This window comes from Verrucosispora sp. WMMD1129 (assembly GCF_029581255.1).
In the GTDB taxonomy this organism is placed as follows: Bacteria; Actinomycetota; Actinomycetes; order Mycobacteriales; family Micromonosporaceae; genus Micromonospora; species Micromonospora sediminimaris.
This window is the reverse complement of record NZ_CP120741.1, coordinates 5,825,114-5,843,869: the sequence shown is the minus strand read 5'-3', so window position 1 is coordinate 5,843,869 and position 18,756 is coordinate 5,825,114. Positions and strand designations below refer to the sequence as shown.

At 68.1% G+C, this 18,756-nt stretch carries 17 protein-coding genes; 7 read left to right on the top strand and 10 right to left on the bottom strand.

From position 1 onward, the window contains the following. Positions 1-386: 386 nt before the first annotated feature. Together O7624_RS27150 and O7624_RS27145 are read left to right on the top strand one after the other, a co-directional pair. Positions 387-926, top strand: coding sequence for an ATP-binding protein (locus O7624_RS27150; RefSeq protein ID WP_282237812.1), 540 nt, complete (start codon positions 387-389; stop codon positions 924-926). Positions 927-1,177: 251 nt separating this feature from the next. Next, positions 1,178-1,807: a hypothetical protein gene (locus O7624_RS27145; protein ID WP_282237811.1), complete on the top strand. Its 630-nt coding sequence runs from the start codon at positions 1,178-1,180 to the stop codon at positions 1,805-1,807. A gap of 91 nt (positions 1,808-1,898) precedes the next feature. On the opposite strand, the gene O7624_RS27140 is transcribed toward O7624_RS27145, so the two are convergent. Next, a complete protein-coding gene (locus O7624_RS27140) occupies positions 1,899-2,369 on the bottom strand; it encodes a UPF0158 family protein (RefSeq protein ID WP_282237810.1) in 471 nt (156 codons plus the stop codon). A gap of 211 nt (positions 2,370-2,580) precedes the next feature. Then, positions 2,581-5,286, bottom strand: a complete 2,706-nt coding sequence (locus tag O7624_RS27135) for a LuxR family transcriptional regulator (protein WP_282237809.1) — start codon at positions 5,284-5,286, stop codon at positions 2,581-2,583. Positions 5,287-5,489: 203 nt separating this feature from the next. Here O7624_RS27135 and O7624_RS27130 point away from each other — a divergent pair, with 203 nt between their 5' ends. Then, complete coding sequence (locus tag O7624_RS27130) at positions 5,490-6,095, top strand: hypothetical protein (RefSeq protein WP_282237808.1); 606 nt, start codon at positions 5,490-5,492, stop codon at positions 6,093-6,095. Positions 6,096-6,372: 277 nt separating this feature from the next. On the opposite strand, the gene O7624_RS27125 is transcribed toward O7624_RS27130, so the two are convergent. Then, positions 6,373-6,798: a helix-turn-helix domain-containing protein gene (locus O7624_RS27125; RefSeq protein ID WP_282237807.1), complete on the bottom strand. Its 426-nt coding sequence runs from the start codon at positions 6,796-6,798 to the stop codon at positions 6,373-6,375. A gap of 141 nt (positions 6,799-6,939) precedes the next feature. Here O7624_RS27125 and O7624_RS27120 point away from each other — a divergent pair, with 141 nt between their 5' ends. Next, on the top strand, positions 6,940-7,428 hold the full coding sequence (locus O7624_RS27120; protein WP_282237806.1) for an SRPBCC domain-containing protein: 489 nt from the start codon (positions 6,940-6,942) through the stop codon (positions 7,426-7,428). 1,145 nt (positions 7,429-8,573) lie between these two features. Here O7624_RS27120 and O7624_RS27110 read toward each other — a convergent pair. Further along, complete coding sequence (locus tag O7624_RS27110) at positions 8,574-8,975, bottom strand: sugar O-acetyltransferase (RefSeq protein WP_282237805.1); 402 nt, start codon at positions 8,973-8,975, stop codon at positions 8,574-8,576. Positions 8,976-9,169: 194 nt separating this feature from the next. Here O7624_RS27110 and O7624_RS27105 point away from each other — a divergent pair, with 194 nt between their 5' ends. Continuing rightward, entirely contained in the window at positions 9,170-9,436 is a 267-nt protein-coding gene (locus O7624_RS27105) for a hypothetical protein (protein ID WP_282237804.1), read from the top strand. Positions 9,437-9,799: 363 nt separating this feature from the next. Here the strand turns inward: O7624_RS27105 and O7624_RS27100 are convergent, their stop codons facing one another. Both O7624_RS27100 and O7624_RS27095 read right to left on the bottom strand, forming a co-directional pair. Beyond that, positions 9,800-10,405, bottom strand: a complete 606-nt coding sequence (locus O7624_RS27100) for a hypothetical protein (protein ID WP_282237803.1) — start codon at positions 10,403-10,405, stop codon at positions 9,800-9,802. Between the two features lie 158 nt (positions 10,406-10,563). Beyond that, positions 10,564-11,148, bottom strand: coding sequence for a DinB family protein (locus O7624_RS27095; RefSeq protein ID WP_282237802.1), 585 nt, complete (start codon positions 11,146-11,148; stop codon positions 10,564-10,566). 231 nt (positions 11,149-11,379) lie between these two features. On the opposite strand from O7624_RS27095, the gene O7624_RS27090 reads away from it, so the two are divergent. Next, entirely contained in the window at positions 11,380-12,090 is a 711-nt protein-coding gene (locus O7624_RS27090; RefSeq protein ID WP_282237801.1) for a hypothetical protein, read from the top strand. A 140-nt stretch (positions 12,091-12,230) separates the two neighbouring features. Here the strand turns inward: O7624_RS27090 and O7624_RS27085 are convergent, their stop codons facing one another. The 3 genes from O7624_RS27085 to O7624_RS27075 form a co-directional block, all read right to left on the bottom strand. Then, the gene (locus O7624_RS27085; protein WP_282237800.1) at positions 12,231-13,799 is read right to left on the bottom strand and encodes an ISL3 family transposase; all 1,569 of its coding nucleotides are present in this window, start codon (positions 13,797-13,799) and stop codon (positions 12,231-12,233) included. A gap of 406 nt (positions 13,800-14,205) precedes the next feature. Then, positions 14,206-14,715, bottom strand: a complete 510-nt coding sequence (locus tag O7624_RS27080; RefSeq protein WP_282237799.1) for an O-acetyl-ADP-ribose deacetylase — start codon at positions 14,713-14,715, stop codon at positions 14,206-14,208. 293 nt (positions 14,716-15,008) lie between these two features. Beyond that, a complete protein-coding gene (locus tag O7624_RS27075) occupies positions 15,009-15,740 on the bottom strand; it encodes a hypothetical protein (protein ID WP_282237798.1) in 732 nt (243 codons plus the stop codon). Between the two features lie 304 nt (positions 15,741-16,044). On the opposite strand from O7624_RS27075, the gene O7624_RS27070 reads away from it, so the two are divergent. Then, positions 16,045-16,443 (top strand): PadR family transcriptional regulator, encoded by a 399-nt coding sequence (locus O7624_RS27070; protein ID WP_282237797.1) that lies wholly within the window; start codon positions 16,045-16,047, stop codon positions 16,441-16,443. Between the two features lie 724 nt (positions 16,444-17,167). Here O7624_RS27070 and O7624_RS27065 read toward each other — a convergent pair. Continuing rightward, a complete protein-coding gene (locus tag O7624_RS27065) occupies positions 17,168-18,673 on the bottom strand; it encodes a hypothetical protein (RefSeq protein ID WP_282237796.1) in 1,506 nt (501 codons plus the stop codon). Between the last annotated feature and the right edge of the window lie 83 nt (positions 18,674-18,756).

Sequence of the window (18,756 nt, the reverse complement as noted above, 5' to 3'; positions counted from 1 at the left end):
GCTCATCGTCCCCGATCAAGCTGAGGCCAGGATTAGAGCGTCGCTGGGGAACCGCGCTCTTACGAATACTGAAGTCCGATCCGCAGCCGACGTCCGGCGTCCGCTGCTTGCGGCGGAGGGTACGCCTGAAGGGTTCAGCCGCGGCTGGCGTACAGGTAGACGGTGACGGCATCGGGTGCGTCGAGGTCGATCAAAAGCGCTCGGTGTGTGCAACGGCCTCGACCATGACCAACACGATACGACGTACGCCCAGCGGCAGGACCGCGCATCGAGCGCCGCCACTCCCTCACTCAACGTGACGCACGGTCCGCGGCAGATCCGGATCCGCGCGCCCGCGCCGCGGCATGAGCGGGTGTCAGCAATGATGGGGCGTCCGTACGGAGGTGATGGTGGGGCAACCGACACTGTTCCTGACCGTGGGGCTCCCCTGCACCGGGAAGACCACGGCCGCTCGGCGCATTGAGGTCGAGCAGAAAGCGCTTCGCCTGACGAAGGACGAGTGGGTGAAGGCCCTCTACGGGCACGAGAATCCGCCTTCGGCCGGGGACGTGATCGAGGGACGGCTCCTCCAGATCGGGCTGCGCGTCCTCGAACTCGGCAACAACGTTGTGATCGACTTCGGCCTCTGGGACCGCAACGAGCGCTCCGCGCTCCGCCAGGCAGCAGCAGACCTCGGTGCGGCGGTGGAGATGCGCTACTTCGAACTCACCCCCACGGAGCAGCGGAGACGACGCGACCAGCGGCAAGCGGCAGCGCCACACACCACGTGGCCCATGTCCGATCGGGAACTCGCGCAGTGGGCTGACCGCTTCGATATCCCCACGCCAGGTGAACTCGACGGCAGTGAACCCGTTGACAACCCACCGACCGGGTTCACGACATGGGACGAGTGGCGCAGGCATCGCTGGCCGCCATCGATCTGCTGAGCCCTGCTCATCACCCCCGCCCACCGGAAGGACGCCAATCCGGGCAACTGATCTCCGTCACGAAGTGCAAACCGCGCCACACGCGGCATTGGAGCGCACTCGATCCGGACTCGGGTGGAAAATGCCGTCAGGTAACTCGGTCGCCGTGTTGTGCCAGGTCGGGCAACAATGCTCGCCGAACGGCGAGACGGCACGTGTCGAAGGGTGTTGCGGGAGTGGGTCGACGGTTGGGCGGATGCGAATGGCCGGTGATGGTCAGTACCGTCCACCTCGGCGGCCGCCGCTATCGAGTCGTGCGCCCGGCGAAGGCACCGAGGTTCGCCGGCCTCTACGAGGGCCGTCTCGGCGCCCAGTTCTGCCTCGACAAGGAAACGGCAGCCATGTTCGCCCTGGCGTGGGGCTTGGCTGCCCGGTCGCCGCACACGATCGTCTGCCTCCCGCTGCGCCGCGCGGAACTGCCCACCCACCATGTCTGGGGACGCCCGCTCGACCTGGTGCTGCTGCATCGCCGTCTGGCGTTCCCGCCGTCACGGTGGAAGCAGGTCCGGTCCCGGTTGGGGACCGGCCGGCCGCACACCGTCGTCCTACCCGACGATGCATGGCCGGTGCGGTCGGTCGCCGACCATCAACGAGTCTGGCATCAGGAGTTCCGTGATCATCTCCGGTGGGACATCGCCGCTGACACGTTGGTGCTGACCGGCAGCCGCGAGGCATTCGAGTTGGAAGCCGACCAGGTCCGCGCCCTGGCCGAGGAGTGTCCGGCTCATCGTGCCCGCACGCCGGGTACGCACTGCTGCGCCGAGATCAGCATGGGCAGAATCCGCCGCCACCCTGACCAACGTCGGCCGTACGCCGAACTACACGCCGACTACTCGCAGTAACGCCCATGTGTAGGCAGCGGGCGAACGACGGCAAGCACCAGCGGTAGGTGCGTGCCTTCGTCGTCGGGGACGTTGCGGCGCAGGCGCCAGCTCAGGGAAGGTCGGGATCCGGGTGCTCAACCATGCAACGCTCGCCCGTTTCGTCGTCGATCAGCGAGTTGTCGACCAGCCATTCCACCGCCCGCCGCCGTGAGCGCGCGTCGCGGAAGGCGTGCCACGCCGGCAGCAGGTGCGGATACTCCTCATGCAACGTGTTCTTGAACCGGCGGAAGGCACCCCGGCCCTGGATCGCTCGCGCGAGTCTGCGGCCGACCGCCGCGTCACTGATTCCTTCAGCGAAGTCGACCATGTCCCGGTACCACACGGAGGACGGCAGCGGATCGATACCCACCAGGTCAAGGTCGTCAAGGTCAACCGGCGTACGCCCGTCGACGCCCCCGTCCGTCGTCCAGAACACGATCTCACCGGTTCGCGGGTCGATCAGCCATCGATGGTCGTAGTACGTCTGGTCCTCGAGCGCGGTAGCGATCTCCTCCAGATCCAACCTGCTCAGGTCAAGCATCCGGCCACCCTAAACCACTACCGTCCAAGCTTCGACCAGCCAAAGCGCGACCAGCGGCAGATCCGGGCACTGTCGCTGGCAGCACCCGCTAGACATTGCGACAGCTGGCATCGAAGTCCGGCCGACCGCAAGGCGAATGGCTCTGTCTCACATTCGGTGGTGACGGTGAGTGCCGGTCAGCCGAGCAGGATTCGGTGTCGCAGAATTCGAGTCAGAGCTGGTCGCGCCGGCCCTGCCGCAGCACGTCGGCGAGTTCGGCCCGGCCGTGAACGCCGAGCTTGGCGAAGATCCGGTTGAGGTGGTTCTCCACCGTGCGTATCGACAGGGCAAGCTGCTCGGCGACCGCCTGGTTCGACAGCTCTCGCGCCACCAGCGCGGCGATCTCCCGCTCTCGTCTGGTCAGGTGCGAACGGTCGCCGACCGAGGCCAGGAGCGGGGTGCGCGCGTTATCGCACCGGCCGGCTGCCACCGCCGCCCGGGCCTTTGCGCGGGCGGCGTCATCCACCTCGCCACGGCGGACGCCGGTACCCGTCCGGCCGGTCGCCCGGCGGCGAGCCCCCGCCACCGCGGCTGCGGCGGTCGCCTCAGCGGCGTAAAGGTGGCATCCCAGCTCGGCCAGGATCGCCGCGACTCGCTCCAGCTCCGCCACGTCGGGCGCGGCCAATGCCCGGACCAGGTCCACCAACGCCACGCCCAGCCCCCAACGCGCCGGTATCGGATCCGCCGGCAGCAGGCGGGCCGCAGTCGTGGGCTCTCCCATCCGGGCCAGATCGCTGGCAAGCAGCACCGCTGGAAGCAGGCCGCCCCGATGGTCCCAGCGCCGGGCGCTGGCAGCCAGCAGCGCGTGAGCGGCCCCGGGTTCGCCCCGCTGCCACCACCGCCAGGCACGCGCCCGGTCCACCTCGAACCGGAACAGCTCGATCTGCGCGAGGGCCGGCCAGATCTCGGCGAGCCGGCTCTCGAACCGGTCGGCCGCCGCCTCATCCCCCTGGTAGGTGGCGGCGAGCAGCCCAGCCGCCAGGCACCGTCCCTCATGGTGGCGTACCCCGAAGTCGCGCAGCACCGGAAGCGCCTCGGTCACATAGCGCCGGGCGGTACCGAGCGCGCCAGCAGTGATCTCGGCAAGGGCAAGGCTGGTCAACGCGGAAGCGTGGGCGATCCGGTCGCCCAGGCCGTAGGTGTGGGTCAGCACCTCGTGGCCGGTTTCCCGGGCCTGCGCGATCATCCCGTCGTACGCCCACACGTCGACCGGCAGCGCGCCGGAGGCGTACTCGGCCGGATACATGGCGCACCGGCTCACCGGCGGGGCGACCGCGCCGGCCAGTGCGGTTCGTAGCTGGTCAAGCTGGCCGGAGAGCAGGAGCCCCACCCCTTGGACGGCGGCGACCCGCACCGTCAACTCGGGAGAGTCGGCAACATCCACGTCGGCCACCAGTCTGGCGGCGTGGCGAGGCCGGCCGGCGCAGGCCAGCAGGTTGGCCCGATCCACCCGCAGGGTCACCTGTGACACCGGGTCGGCCAGCGCCGCAGCGTCCTGACGCAGGCGCCACAACGCATCCGCGACCGACCCGTGGCACCAGCCGAGAAACCACGACCGGGCGGTCGCCACGTCCCGGCGGGCGCGGTCGTCACCGGCGTGCGCCGCCACGTCCTCCAGTGCGGTCAGGGCCGCGCCGGTGCGTCCCTGCTCGATGAGCACTCGACAGCGCAGCAGCCCGGCGTCGAGGTCGGCGGTCGACTCCCAGGCCGCCTGGGCCAGCCGCTCCCGCAGACGCGGGTCGGCGGGCTGGTCGGCGACCTCCCGCACGGCGGCGGCGATCAGCGCCGAGTCAGCCGGGCCGCCCCCGTCGACCCGCCACACGGCCCACGGCAGCAGATCGCTCCACCGGCGCACGCCGTACGCTTCCAGGGCGTCGGCGAGCCTCCGGTACCACCGCAGACGGGTGCTGGTGGGGATCCTGCCGCGCAGGACCTCCCCATACAGTGGGTGGGCCAGCTGCGCTTCCCATCGGCGGCCGTCGGCTCGGACGGTGATCAGGCCGCGCCGCTCAAGGGTCTCCACCACGTCACCGCCGAGCACGTCGTGCAGCAGCCGGACGCCGACCGGCTCGGCCAGGGCCAGCACCTCGAGCGCGGTACGCTCGGCGGAGTCGAGCCCAGCCAGCCGGCACCGGACAAGATCGTCGAGCCGACCAGCCGCCGCAGGCAACTCGCGCAACTGCCACAGCTCGTTGTCGTGGGTCAACGCACCGCTGTCGTGGGCGGCCAGCACCAGCTCACGCAGGTAGAGCGGGTTACCGGCGGTGGCCCGCCGCACCTGGTCCAGGGTTCCGCAGGCCACCGGGCCGCCCAACCAGCCGACCAGGACCTGTTCGAGATCCGCCGCGTCCAGCGGGTCGACGTCCATCCGGGCTGCCCGGCCGGACCGCCACAGAGCCCCAATGGTCTCCGGCACCTCGGCCCCGGTGGGCAACGTGGCCAGCAGCGCCAGCGATCCGGCCCGGACCGCCTGGTGCAGCGCCACCGCCGACACGTTGTCGAGCTGGTGCACATCGTCGACGAACACGACGATCCGACCAGTCTCGGCGAGCGAGTTCAGCGCGGTGACGACGCCGGCTAGCAGGCCCGCCGGCCCGTCCGCATCTATCGGCGGCATGGCCGGGACGATGCCGGAGAGGGCGGCCAGCGGGATGTCCCGCCCGGCTGCCACCGCGTACCCGCGCAGGCAGCGCCAGCCGCGCCCGGCCAGCACCCGCAGCGCCTCCTCGGCCAGGCGCGTCTTGCCGACCCCCGGTGCCCCGGTCACGATCACCGCGCCCGGGCGCAAGGTGATCGTGTCGATCAGTCGGGCCAGCTGCGCCTCGCGACCGACGAACGGCACCGTCCGGTCGATCACCGTCGCTCGCGATCCCTCCACCAGACACCTCCCACAGTGGACTGTACGCACCTGGCGGGTGGGCCAGGGCTGCCGGTGTGCGCGGACGTGAGTACCGCGCCCGGCCGAAGTTGAGTGCCCACTACTCACGAATGTCGACGGTGCGCAGCCGTAGCGTGTTGATCACCAATCCGAAGGTCACCACGGACCTCCATCCATAGTGGCCACAGCTCAAGGAGAATCGCATGTCACGCACAGCCAGCCAGGGCCCCGTCCGCCGCAGGAGCACCTGGGCAGGCCGGATCGGCGCCGCCGTCGCCTTGGCGCTGGTGGGCGTGGTCGGGGTGGCCACGCCCGCCCAGGCCGCGAGCACCAATCACTACGTCAGCTGGGAGGCCGGCGAGCCGGCGTGGCAGTACATCAACTGGGGACACTGGGTGGGCCGCACGACCCAGGCCTCGGCGGTCCGCAGCGGAAGCTGGGGTGTGCTGATGCAGGAGAACAGTATGAGCGCCGACTCCCCCGGTGAGGCGCGACGTACCCTCACGTACAACACGATGGCGACGACGTGCGCCGCAACGGTCTATGTCCGCAACCTGTCGCCGACCAGCCAGCGGGTGCGGGTCAGGGCCGAACGCGCCAGCAACGGCACCGGCCTCCGCTCGGTGACCCAGACCCTCCCCGCGAACAGCGGATGGACCAAGGTCACGCTGACTAGCTTCACCGCGAACACCACCGCAATCGAGATCAGCCTGTACGCCTACCCGTTCACCTCCACCGGGCTCCTCAACAACCCCTACTGGGCCCAGATCGCCTGGGACGACTTCACCATGGGCTGCGTCCGCCTCTGATCCCGCCCGGTACGATCGCCGATTCAGCGTGATGTCGCAGAGTCGTCGGGATGGCTCTGCGACATCACGCACACCACCGGCTACCGTCTCGGTCCAGGTCCAGCGCCGCCTTCGTCCGCTGCGCCAGCAGCGCAGTCCGGTTTCCCCCGCTACGACCGACTGAACCCGCGACGATTCCCAGCTCAGGACCGGTACCGCGCCACACGATCCCTGACCAGCTTCCGCGACCCGATCCGCAGCCGACTCCCGTCCACGGCTTTCATCCGCAGTCCCCCGGCTATGCGTGAGGCGGGGTGGCTGTGTTCGCGGCAGGCGCCTGGTCGAACTCGTCGCGGTTTCGGGCGATGTCGCCCTGGTGGTCGCGGACCCAGCGCACGAGCCCATCCACCGTCTCGCTCAGTGAGCGGCCCAGTGGCGTCAGGGCGTATTCGACCCTCGGAGGTACTTGCGGGTATGCGGTCCTGGTCACCAACCCGTCGCGGGTGAGTGCGCGCAGCGTCTGGCTGAGCATCCGCTGGGATATGCCGGCGATCTGTTCGTGTAGTGCGGTGAAGCGCAGCGGGCCGGACGCCAGGGCCGTGATGGTCAGCAGCGTCCACTTGTCGCCGACCCGCGCGAGTACGTCTCGGACGAGCTCGATCGTTTGTAAGCAGTCCGGCGTGACCCCGCGGTGTGCGAGTACGGCACCAAGGGTGCTTGTCATGGCTCTTTGTTCCTCATGGGTCAGTAGCTGACTTCAAAGTGCGTATGGGAAAGCCGGACTAAATCCGGTGGGCGCACGTTTCTTACTGATCGTAACTGGTGTGCGGCCACCCTCTGTGGCCGTGACGGCGGAAGGAACGGCATGGTCCGGCACGACACGTTCACGATTTCGCGGCACCTCGACGTGCCGCCGGGCGAGGTCTTCACGGCGTTCGCCGACACCGCGATCAGGCGGCGGTGGTTCCGGCTTCCCGGCAGCGGGGCCTCCTACGAGCACGACTTCCGAGTGGGCGGAGGCGAGACGGCCAGCAGTACCTACACCGGGCTGGACACCGTGCCCGAACGGCTGGAGTACCGGTCGCGATACATCGACATCGTGGGCACTCACCGGATCGTCTATGGCTACGAGGCCGTCATCGACGGCGAACTGCGATGGACCTCGCTGGTCACGGTCCGGCTCGGTGTCGATGCGGACGGAACCCGCCTGGACTGGACCGAGCAGGTGACCTTTCTCAGATACGAGAGAGACGGCAGTGTGGACCTGGCGCACCTGCGCGGCGCGAGCGTGCTGCGGCTGAACGGCCTTGACGCGGCCCTGCAATCCGGACGTCCACATCAGCAACGGCGGTGAAAGCAGGCCACCGACCAGAGCCTGGCCTGCCCTCGCGACCGCGAACTGACCCGGCCGCAGCCGCGGAATCGCCTCAGCGCCGTCGTTACTCGACCGCGCCGAATGCTCGTCAGGCAGCGTCGTCATATGACCTTGCCGTTTGGGAGGGTGACCGGCCGGCGAATGACTTCGCTGCTGCCGCGGAGTTCCAGCGCCTGTACGACCGCTACGTCGGGTCCGATGCTCCTGCGGCGCCTACGGCGCGTGTGACCTCGTATGTGCGGGCGTTGCTGGCCCGATACCCCGACATCGGCACCGATGCCGGTGAGGACAGCCCTTGGTCCACCGGACCGCTGATGAGCGAGGCGGGGGGACCACTGGTGTACTTCCCGATGGTGTGAAGCCGTTCGACTGGCGGAAGAGCACGGGCTGAACTGTTACGACCCGCAGTGGAACCAGCTTCGCACGCCGTTTCGAGAGTCCTGGCGCTTCGAGTTGACCTCTGCGTGGGGTCGTCCGTTCCGTGACCCGGATGCCGACCTGGTGCGCAAAGTCCTCGTGCACCTGTCCACGGACAACTACAACGCGGTGCTCGCTCGGGCCGACGACTGGTATGTCCAGGCCGGTTACGGTCAACAGGCCGGTACGTGACCTGGGTGGTACGCGCTCGAACGGCGAGATGGCGCGCCTGACCAGCACTTCCGGGCAGAGCTGCCGGACGTCGAGGACGTCATTCGAGCATTCGTCGGCTTTCTGGAAGACGATCCCGCCGTCGCGGAGCGATTCCCGTGGCGTCCGCACGTCGTCTGAGGGGGCCGGCGGCCGACGCCTGCACAGTTGCGTGCGGACCTCGCGCAACAGTTCAGGCGAGTGCACGGATCTGCCGTCTCCCGAGCGCGCCGCTTGCCAGGGTTTCATCGCTGCCTGCACTGGCCGGTGGACCGGATGACGCCAGCTACCGCCTTCCCGTCAAGTAGCCGATGTGCGTGGGTGAGCCGCAGGTTTCAGGTTGCGGTAGACGCTGGCTTGAGACGCTTTCGCTCGACAACGCTTGTTGCCGTCACCACACTCAGCGGCGGCACGTCCTTCGCGACAACGGCGCCCGCGCCGACGACCGAGCCCCGACCGATTGTCACTCCAGGGGTGACCGTGACCGCGGCACCGATTCACACATCATCCTCGATGACGATGGGCGCGTGCGTGATGAAGTCGTACCGCTCGTGGAGCTCGACGGGATGTCCGGCCGTGCTCAGAGTCACTCGGGGACCAATCAGGACGCGGTCACCGATGGTGATGCCCCCGTAGTCGAGGAAAAAGCATCCCTGGTTGATGAACACACGCTCTCCAAACGATGCTCCAAGCCCGTAGTCGCAGTAGAACGGAGGCAGGACGGACAGCGAGTCAGGGATCGGTTTACCGAAGATCTCGGTCAGCACCGTCCTGCGCGCATCGAGGTCGTCAAACGGCAGCACGTTGAGGCGCGAGGTCAGGTTCATGACGAGCTGTACGCGCTGCGCGAAGGCTCGGGACTCGGGCGTCCGTGTTCGTAGCCGTTCCTCGTTGCGCACGAGACGATCCTGGCACGGCGAGTCAGAGACTGCGTGACGACCCAGGCAGGGAATACATCACTCCATGATCGTTGGCTCCTCATCAAACGTCCGGGTCTGCCGCTTCGGCTGAACTGCTGTTCATCACCGGCGGTGACGCCCACGACACGCCGCCAGACCCGTGAAATTCGCGTCGCCGCTGTCACACTCACAGCATGAGTAAACCCCGCCGAAAGCCGAAGAAGCCCCGAGCCCCGCGGCAGCAGGCATCCCAGTCGGAGGCGGGGTTCGTTCCTGCCCACCTGCGCGGCGCTACGTTCGACGAGCACGGACGTCGCCTCGTCGCCAACCCCGGCTGGCAGCGCAACGGCCAACAGTCCGTACCACAGGTGGACCCGAACGAGCCTCCGCTGCCCGAGGCGGCACGCCGTAACGCGGCCGGGCCTATGGTCGGCCACGACGGGTCCGCCAGCCGTGCCTGAGAGGCATCCCGGGGCACCAACCCAGTCGGCTAACTGAGAGAAACGGAACACGTCCGTCGGCGTATTCGGCGCTGTACTGCTCGGACCAGCTCATGTGGGAGTGTGTCGATCTACGCAGTCCCGGCGCTGGCGACGATGCGGGCACGGAGTTGTTCGGCGCGACGCGCCGCATCCGCGCGCAGCGCAAGAGCCTCAGCAAGCTTCATGGGCACCAGTATGACCAGCGAAGATCACTGCCACCTTCCAATTTACGGGCCACGGCAAAAGGAGCAGCGAGGGCAGTGCGCCGGTAGCGGCATGAAAGGGCGCCGGTTCGGCAAGGAATTCCCCCTCCCGACACTGCAGCACACTACAAAGACGACCTCAGCCGTAAGGAATCCCAGCGCGATCGAGTAGACGGCACATGTCGTGGAATCCCTCCACGCAGGCGTCGACGACAGCGCTATGGCGGCCGGAGGTCTTCGCGTACTGCAACAGGAAGTACGGATCGACGACGTCAGGGGCATAGATGTTTGTCTCGACGACCTCGCCGCTCGCCGCATTTTCGAACTGGCAGTGCTCCCCGTGCGGGTGCAGGTACCAGGTCGCGTCGTCATATCGCACAGACTCCGGGCACTCCGTGTCAGGACCGCTCAATGGGGACGAGTACGTTCCCATTTGTGCGACGAGCGCGTTTGCCACCAGGCGGAACTCCGCGACAAGGCTTTCCAAAGCCGGGCGCACGGTCGCGGCGTCCGAGTCGCTGACCAGTTGCAGGACGGTCAGCATCGGCCCTCCGCCGCTGGACGAGGCGAAGACGGCCACATCAGGCCGGAGCGCGATACGCAGGGACCTCGCAGCGGCTGCGGCAACAGGCATCGTGACAGTTTCGCCAAGGGGGATGCGCAGACCCCGACCACGGGCAAGCCGCGGGCGAATGTCGGCGGGGTCTAGCACTCCTGCGACGATCGCCCCGGCCTCCATTCCCATGTGGCGATGCTAACTCGAAGGCCTTGCCCATCGGCATGGTCAGGCGCACTCATCTCGGCCAGATGAGTGCGGGCGTCCTCGTACCACTGAACCAGGTGCCGAACCTCGTACGGGTTCCGGGCGCTTCGTCGCTGCGATCGGCGTGGGCCATGTCTGAACTAAGCCGAGGTTGGTGCGGCCGACCTGGCTGCCTGCTCGATCTTCGCGCAGTGGGCTGCCCGGGCTTCCTCGTCGATCTGCTTCTCGTGTTCGGCGCGCAATCCGGTCCGGCCATCGAGGCCCTCGCGAAGGATATCGGCGTGCCCGGCATGCCGGATGGACTCGCCGAGGACATGAACCATGATGGCGAACAGGTTCGTGTCGGCATAAGGCTCCGGCCACCACGGCACGTGGCCGGGGGCGTCGAGGGGAAGCTCGTTGATCGTCGCGTCCGAGTGTTCCCACGTGCGCCGGTAGAACGCGATGATCTGATCGCGGGTCTCGTCCTCAGCCGCCCACAGATCGCTGCCGTTGGCATCCTGCCACCGGGGCAGCGGCTCCGGGCAAGGGCGGTCGAAGACCTCGCCGAAGTATCTGGCCTCGACGGTAGCCACGTGCTTGACCAGACCGATGAGGTTGGTCCCGGTCACTGTCAAAGGCCGGCGGGCGTCGTACTCGGACAAGCCGTCGAGCTTCCACAGCAGCGCCTCGCGGTCCCGCCGCAGCCTCCCGTGCAGGTTGACCTTCGCGAATTCATCGTTCATGCGGCATGAGCGTGCCATGGGCTACTCGTGGTCCCAACCGGCGCTCACACCGGCAGCGCTCAGCCACCAGCGACGGAACTCGGAACACCGCGTCTTCAGCCCTGCCGTCCGCGGTCACGTACAGTGAAGACCGATCGGCGGCAAGTCCGGATCCGCGCGCCCGGGTCGCGGCTACGAGAGCCTATACGTCGCCGGTCCACCCGCTTGTCGGCGTCGATAGGCTGTGGCTTTGTGGCCAATCAGGACGACCCAGTGGAATCCGAGAAGGTGCCGGTGGCGGGCCGCGGCCGGCTTTCATGGTTCAACCGCAACGGGACCGGTCTTCAGGCAATTGCCGCGCTTACCACGATTCCCGTCAGCGCCGTGGCCGCGGTCTTCGCCTTCCAGGCGTTCAAAGATCAGCAGCAGGTCAACCGTGACCAGATCACGTTGAACCAGACCGTCCGCGAGCGGTACGAACGGCGCTACGCCTCCCGCGTGGCCTTCTGGATCGCCGACGACGACACCTCCGCGTCCGCGAGGCCACAGTCTTCCAGCCTCGTCATCGTCGCGACGGTTTCGGTGCTGAACAGGTCACCCGTCCCGCTCCGAGATGCCGCGGTCTTCGCCATCGCGCAATCCGGAGAAGCGTTCTTCTGGCACCAGCAGGACCTCAGACCATGCGAGAAAGTGGACGTAGCGCTTCTGGCCCACGCGACCACCGCCGGGCGCCTGAAGGATCCCGGCAACAGGTTCGTGCTGTCGCTGGTGTTCCGAGATCCCACCCGGCTGTGGCACATGACCAACGACGGCCTGTTCCCGTTGGACGGCTACGGGAGCTATACGCAGGACTTCATCTGGGAGGGTGCCGAGTCCGGGAGCACGCTTACCGGATCCCCGCTCATTTACTCGTCCCTGATCCGGAAGCGGGCCGAGGTCACTGACTGCGGCGAATCGGGCTGACTGGTCGCCGTAGAAGATCGGCCCTCCTGACAAGTCCGTGGGCGGGGTGATGAGGTATTGGTCTGCTGTGGAGATCTTCTTGTCAACGCCGGCTGAACTTTGGCTCTGGCACACATTCTGTGATTGATCTTGTTGATGGCTCACGGGGTGGTCAGGACGCGTTTGCGGAGGAGGTCGAGGTTCGCTCGGCCATACATCTGTCGCTTGATCGTCTTGATGCGGTTGACCTGGCCCTCGACGGGGCCTGAGCTCCAGGGCTGGGTGAGGCCAGCAACGACGGCGTCACGGTCGCTGGCCAGGCCGGCGGCGAAGCCGCGGATCTCGGGGTATCCGGCATGGCGGGCTCGGTTGATCCAGGCGTCGAGGTGTTGCCCGGTGCCCTGGTGACGGACCAGGGCGGCGAACCCGCGGGCGAGGCCGGCGACGGTGTCGAGGTCCGGGCAGCGGCGGCGGGCGTCGGCGAGATCAGCGCGGTCGTCGTCGGTGAGTTTGTGGCCGGGGCGCATGATCCAGGCGGTGATCCGCCGGGCCGACGGCACCCGTACTGCGGTCGCAGGGGTGGGGCGGGTGCGGCTGATGGCGAGCCAGTCCCGCAGTACCCGCAAGCTGCCCCGGTAGCCGCGGGCCACGATCTCGGCGTGCAGCACGGCTGTCTGGTGGACGCCGTCGGTGAGGCGTTGCCGCAGGTAGGGGTGGAACGGGGCGAGGACGCTGGGTCGGCTGGCGGCGTTCGGGCCGATCAACGCCTCGGCGGTGGCGGCGTGGGCGTACTTGCGGGCGGTTCTGACGTTCATGTCGAGCCGGCGGGCGGTCGCGCTGATCGACAGTCCTTCGGCTCGCAGGGCGTGCACGGCCGCGTGGCGTTGGCGGGTGTTCGCCGCCCGCCGTCCCGTCCTGACCGACTCGTCGGCCGGGGCGACCAGGGCAGATGTCGGTTCGGTGTGGGTACGTAGGCAACGGCGGTGTCCACGGATGACTTTCTCGACGGTGTCGCTGAGGTTCTTCAGCAGGTGCCACCGGTCGGCGACCTGGATCGCGTCAGGTGCTCCCTTGCGGGCGCCCTCGGCGTAGCTGCCGCCTCGGTCACGGCAGATGATCTGAACACCAGGATGGTCGCGCAGCCAGGCGGCGAGGGTGTCGGCGGTGCGGTCGGGCAGAACGTCGATCGGCCGGCGGGTGTGCATGTCGATCAGCACCGTCGCATATCGGTGCCCACGGCGGCGGGCGAAGTCGTCGACGCCCAGCACCGTCGGCGTCACCGGCGACGGGTCGGGCATCCGGCGGATCATCCGGATCAACGTGGAGCGGGACACCGACACGGCCAGCCGCTGCGCCAACCGGCTGCCTGGTCGGCCGCCCAACGCCGCCGCGACGGCTTGCAGATCACCTGTCGCGAGGACCGTGTGGCGGGCATGCCTTCGGGTCAGCCCCGGCACCTGCTCGACGAACGTCTGCCGTCTGCATTCGGCGTTCACGCAAGCGAATCGGCGGACCGTCAACGCGACCAGCACCTCGTGGCTCCCCAACCTGACATCACCCAGCCGCCGCACATAGCGACCGTGCACAGTGGTTGACCAAGCGCCGCAGACCCCGCACGACGCCCGCACCGTCTGCGTCGCCGCGTCGATCCTGACCGTGATGCCCCGAACCACCACCGCTTCCACCCGCAGGCCCGTCAGGTGCGGCAACAACGCCGGAATGATCTCCACCTCGGCACCCAACCCGAACTACCGGCGAGCGCGACTCACAAAATGTGTGCCAGAGCCAGTTTTCAGGCGGAGCCGACACTTCTCGGTCGGGCGGTCGGTGACCGAACTGTGGTTCTCGCCCGGCAGCAGGGGCCGCCGGAGGCGACCGAGCGTATCGAGGCTTGCTTCTTCCTGGTGGGCGAGGTCCGCATTGCACGTCGACCGCACTTGGCCCTTGCCTCGACGCGCCCGAATCGACGCTTCACTCGCTCGAAGCACGGATCGGCATGCCTCGCCGCGCACAGACATGCGACATAGCCGACTCGCTCACATCGGCAAGGCCGAACGTCCGCGCCAGCGAGGACGACTACCGTCCGCGACGGGCACACCTGCCGCCCATGCGCTTGGTGCGGCAAATCCGGATGGGTCAGCCGGTGGCTGTCACTGCGGCTTGGAAGTGCTTGCGGGTGTCTTCGTCGAATGCGACGAGTCTTGCCCGTTGGACGTTTGTCGGGGTGGATTTGATCGTTGCTACTGCGATCCGGGCGGCCTGGTCGGCGGGGAACCCGTAAACGCCCGTGGCGATTGCCGGGAAAGCGACGCTGCGGGCGCCGAGTTCGTCGGCGACCTGCAGGCTCCTGCGATAGCAGGAGGCCAGCACCTCGGCCTCACCGTGGTCGCCGCCTTCCCAGACCGGGCCGACCGCATGGATGATGTGCCGCACCGGCGGGTCGAGGTCAAACGCCGGGGTAGCCATCGCGTCGCCCGGCTCGCAGGGGCCGATCGCACCCCCGGCCTGCGCCAGGCGAGGCCCAGCAGCGCGGTGAACCGCGCCGTCCACACCGCCGCCACCGAGCAGTGACTCGTTCGCGGCCGTGACGATGACGTCCACGTCCTCCCGCGTGATGTCACCCACCACAATCTCGATCAGGACCACAGCAGGATCCTGGCACACCCGACAAGGGTGTGCCGGCCCACCGTCGCCAAACCGGGCAGCCACTCCACCGGGCGAGGCGACAGATCCGGCCGCACGGCCGGCGGAGATCCAATACTCGTTCACCAGCCCGTGCGGTGACGTACGGGGGCTGGCAGGTAAAGCGTGACGTTGCTGCGTCAGCGGGCAGACAGCGGCACGCGGCACGGGCCCCAAACAGCCACCAAATTCTGACAAGGCAGACGCGCTCGCCGGAGCCATTCCCCCTGCGAATGGCATCGGTCCGGCGTCGTCCGCTACCGGTATTGGCGTTCCTGAGCTGCGCGGACCTTCTGACGGATGTCGTCAGGAATCTCGACCACATGGACGGCAATCGCGAGATCCAGTAGCGCCTGTGCGGCCCAGGTACGCGCCGCTGGCCGAAACGGCCTCGCTGCGGCCGGGTCGCTCATGCAGAGCACCAGGCGGGGCCGCGGGTCGATCGTGCTTGCGATCCACGTCAGCTTCAACGCGTCGGCCAGTACCTTGTGACGCTGCGCCGACTTCGGCGGACCCTGATGGGCCCAGCACTCCACAAGAACAGTTCGGCCGCTGTCGCAGCCGTCGACCTCGACCCGAACTCCCGACGGCACCGCGATCTTCGCCGGCTCCAACGTCAAGGCCAGGTCACGGCCCAGCAGATCAAGCATGACCCGCTCGGCGTGGCGCTGCTCCGCAGAGTGCCCAGGAGGCAAGTGATCTCCGAGCGTCCGAACAACGGCAGCCGGAGAAAGCGGCCCGCTACGTGGTGTTCTCGGATCCTCGCCAGCTAGGACCCCGCTCGTCCGCTCGACGAGTTCGTTGACGATCTTCCCATCCGGGCCTTCCCACCGCCGCACGGCTCCGGCCAACTGCAACGCGCGGCAGATCTGGTTGACCTGCTGCCGCGGCCGGACACCCGTACGCTGTGACAGCTGGTCATCGTCCAGCGGTCCGGAGCTGAGCCGAAGTGCTTCAAAGACACGGTCGCGATTGCTGGCAGCCGTCACACATCGAGTCTGACCGACGGTCGATGGTCCCGCCTCCTCCGTTCGGCGATGTACAGGCTTGCGCCCGGACTGCGGCAGAACAGTGCGCTCGATCTTGGTGCTGCGCGGTCAGACCTCGGTAGCGTTCCGGGTCGGACCTGTCGCAGAACCCGAGGGACGAGGGGCTCCGCGAGCAAACGTGGTTGGTGAGGCGCCGCGACGTAGTGGAGCATCTGGGTGGCGTGGGTGGCGGAGCTGAGCCGCTGTCACCCTCTTCCGGGACATCTATTAGACGCCACATAGTACCGGCCGTACTATGTGCCACATGGTAGTGAACGGCGAGTCGGGCGAGTCGGCCGAGCGGCAGGCCCAGCTCCTGCGCGGCTGCTTGGACATGTGCCTGCTTGCGCTACTTGCCGCCGAGCCTGCGCACGGCTACCAACTCGTCCGCCGACTCGACGCCGCTGGGTTCGGAACGGTGAGCTACGGCACCGTCTACCCGTTGATCACCCGACTGCACCGCTTAGGACTCGTGGCCAACGCGATGCAGCCCAGCCCCAACGGCCCGCCCCGCAAGGTCTATCGGCTCACGGACACCGGCCATGACCGACTGAACGTCTGGCGCGAGCAGTGGACCCAGTTCGCCAGCGTCGTAAACGAAACCCTCGCCGTCCGTCCACTGAATCCGGGAGATGACCATGAGCACGTCGACGTCGGCCGTTGACAACCTCCTCGCCGCCGCAGACCGAGAATGGCGCGCTCTCGGCATTCACCGTCGTGACCGGGCGACTCTCGCTGCCGACCTGCGCAACGAACTCGACGCCGCAACTGCCGACGGGATCGATCCTGCGGAGCTTCTCGGCACCGACCCCGCCGGGATCGCCCTGAGGATCGCCGAGGAAGCCGGCGTGCAGCGGATCCCACCGCGCTACGGCCAGGTACTTGGCGTGGCCAGCGTGGGCGCAGCGCTCTCCCTCATCATGGGATACGTCCTGGTCATCGGCCTGCACCAGGCATTCGTGGCGGCATTCGACCTGCCCCGAGATGTGCCCGTACCGGTGTGGCTTGCCGCTGGTGTCTTCTACGGCGCCGTCGCAGCGGTCGTCGTCGCCGGCGCCGTCCTCGCCGTGCGCATCACCCTGCGCGACGTACCCCGCATCCGACACACCGCTACGCGAATGACACTGCTGCTGCCACCCACGATCGCCGCCGCGATCGCGACCCGCGGCATGAGCGTGCGCCGGCTCGGCTCGGCTCCAAATTCGCGCCTCTCCCGAAACGGGTTGCTGAGCCCTGCAACCTTTGTGCCGCCAAGCCACTTGGGTGGTCGCGCACGGACCAGTCGCTGGTGGTTTTTTCCCGCCCAATTCGAAGCGCATCGCCGACGCCGACGGCGTCGTCCTCGGGTAGTCGGAGGCGGTGCGGGGGCGTTGCCCCCGCACCGCCTGCTATCGCCGGTCGCTGTCCGCAGCCTGCTTGCGGCCGACGGCCATTCGCATCACGATCACGGTGTACGCGCAGAGCACGGCGAGTCCGGCCCACCAAGGAAGTGGGAAGTACCCGGTCGACGGCGAGTAATGCGCGGTGACCTGCGGGTACTCCTCCATTGTCTGTTTGACGGCGAAGCCGGCGGCCGGGGTGAGCCGGAGCAGCCACTCGGAGACCGTGTCGGGTAGTAGTGGGAACGCCGTGACGGCGTAGGGCAGGGCGACCAGCGACAGCCCGATGAGGATCGCCGCCGAGCCGCGGCGTAGCCACACGGCGAGCCCGTACGTGAGGACGGCGCAGAGGGCGAGCACCGCCGGTACGCCGACGATCACCCGAGTTCCGATCAGTATCGGTATCGGTTGCACCGGGATGCCGTTGCCCTTCAGGATCGCGATGGACAGCGGCAGGACGATGCCGACGGCGACCAGACCGGTGACGAAGGTGGCCGCTCCGACGACAGCCGACCGGGTGGCGATCACCCGCCGGGTGGGTGCCTCGTGAACTGTGCGAACGCCGTAGCGGACCGCGACGATGAGCACGATGACCAGCGCGATCGTCAGGCCGGGCAGGGCCTTCTCGACGCTACGCGCGCCCTCCTCGCCGAGCGGCCCGATGTCGCCGGTGCCGCTGACTGTGATGACGCCGTTCTTCTCGACGGCTCCCGACGCGTTGTGGTGCTTCTCCCAGTCGGTGTGGTTCATTTCGCCGACCGGGTCGCTGGCCCACCCACCGGTGGTGCCCTCCACGGCGACGTTGTCGAAGACGCCGACGGCCTGAGTGAACCGGACCTCCTCGATCGCACCGCCGAGGCCGACCTTCCGGAGCGTGAGGTCGCCGGGGGAGGTAGCGAAGAGACCGACCTGCACGGTGTCCGGCAGCCCGTCGAGCTTCGCCGTTGCGACGGTGTGCCACTGCTTGCCGTCGGCCGACTCGGAGCCCGTGATGGTGTCGCCCGAGCGGGTCAGGCGCAGCCAGCGCGGGGACTGCTCCGAGACGACTGCGGTTCCGGCGATGTCGTGTCTGTAGTCGTACTGGAACCGCACGCCGTGGTCGCCGGTCATCATCAGCGCCGCGTACTGGGAGCCCTGCCGCACGCCGTCCTTGACGATGATCCCAGCCTTCGCCCACGGCACCAGCCCGGACACGATCTGGTCATGGTTCGGCGGAGGGTAGGTGATCGTCCCGGTCATCGCGGTCAGCCTGACCGTGATGCTGCCCTCCGGGCCCAGGTCGCGATGCAGAAACCAGAACTGGTCGCTGACCGTAGCGCCGTCGCTGGCCACGGGAGCCGCCGGGCACGGCCCGGGGCAGGACGACTGGTTGCCGAAGGCGTACAACAGGCCCAGCGCGATGACCGTGAGGGCTGCGGCGGCCAGGGCGGTCAGGCGGTCCGGGCGGCGGAACGCGGCCCATTCCCGCCGGAGCAGTTCGGTGGTCGGCATGCCGTCGGTTCTACGGATTGGCACGTAACGCCACCCGAACCGCCACTGTCATGCTGTTGTTAGGTGGCCCAGGGCATCCTGGAGGAATGATCAGGCTGTCCAGAGGG

Coding starts and splice junctions, on each gene's coding strand:
- O7624_RS27125 (WP_282237807.1), bottom strand. CDS start 6,798: ATGACAAGCACCCTTGGTGCCGTACTCGCACACCGCGGGGTCACGCCG.
- O7624_RS27140 (WP_282237810.1), bottom strand. CDS start 2,369: ATGCTTGACCTGAGCAGGTTGGATCTGGAGGAGATCGCTACCGCGCTC.
- O7624_RS27105 (WP_282237804.1), top strand. CDS start 9,170: ATGAGTAAACCCCGCCGAAAGCCGAAGAAGCCCCGAGCCCCGCGGCAG.
- O7624_RS27130 (WP_282237808.1), top strand. CDS start 5,490: ATGTCACGCACAGCCAGCCAGGGCCCCGTCCGCCGCAGGAGCACCTGG.
- O7624_RS27150 (WP_282237812.1), top strand. CDS start 387: ATGGTGGGGCAACCGACACTGTTCCTGACCGTGGGGCTCCCCTGCACC.
- O7624_RS27070 (WP_282237797.1), top strand. CDS start 16,045: ATGGTAGTGAACGGCGAGTCGGGCGAGTCGGCCGAGCGGCAGGCCCAG.
- O7624_RS27145 (WP_282237811.1), top strand. CDS start 1,178: ATGGTCAGTACCGTCCACCTCGGCGGCCGCCGCTATCGAGTCGTGCGC.
- O7624_RS27120 (WP_282237806.1), top strand. CDS start 6,940: ATGGTCCGGCACGACACGTTCACGATTTCGCGGCACCTCGACGTGCCG.
- O7624_RS27095 (WP_282237802.1), bottom strand. CDS start 11,148: ATGAACGATGAATTCGCGAAGGTCAACCTGCACGGGAGGCTGCGGCGG.
- O7624_RS27100 (WP_282237803.1), bottom strand. CDS start 10,405: ATGGGAATGGAGGCCGGGGCGATCGTCGCAGGAGTGCTAGACCCCGCC.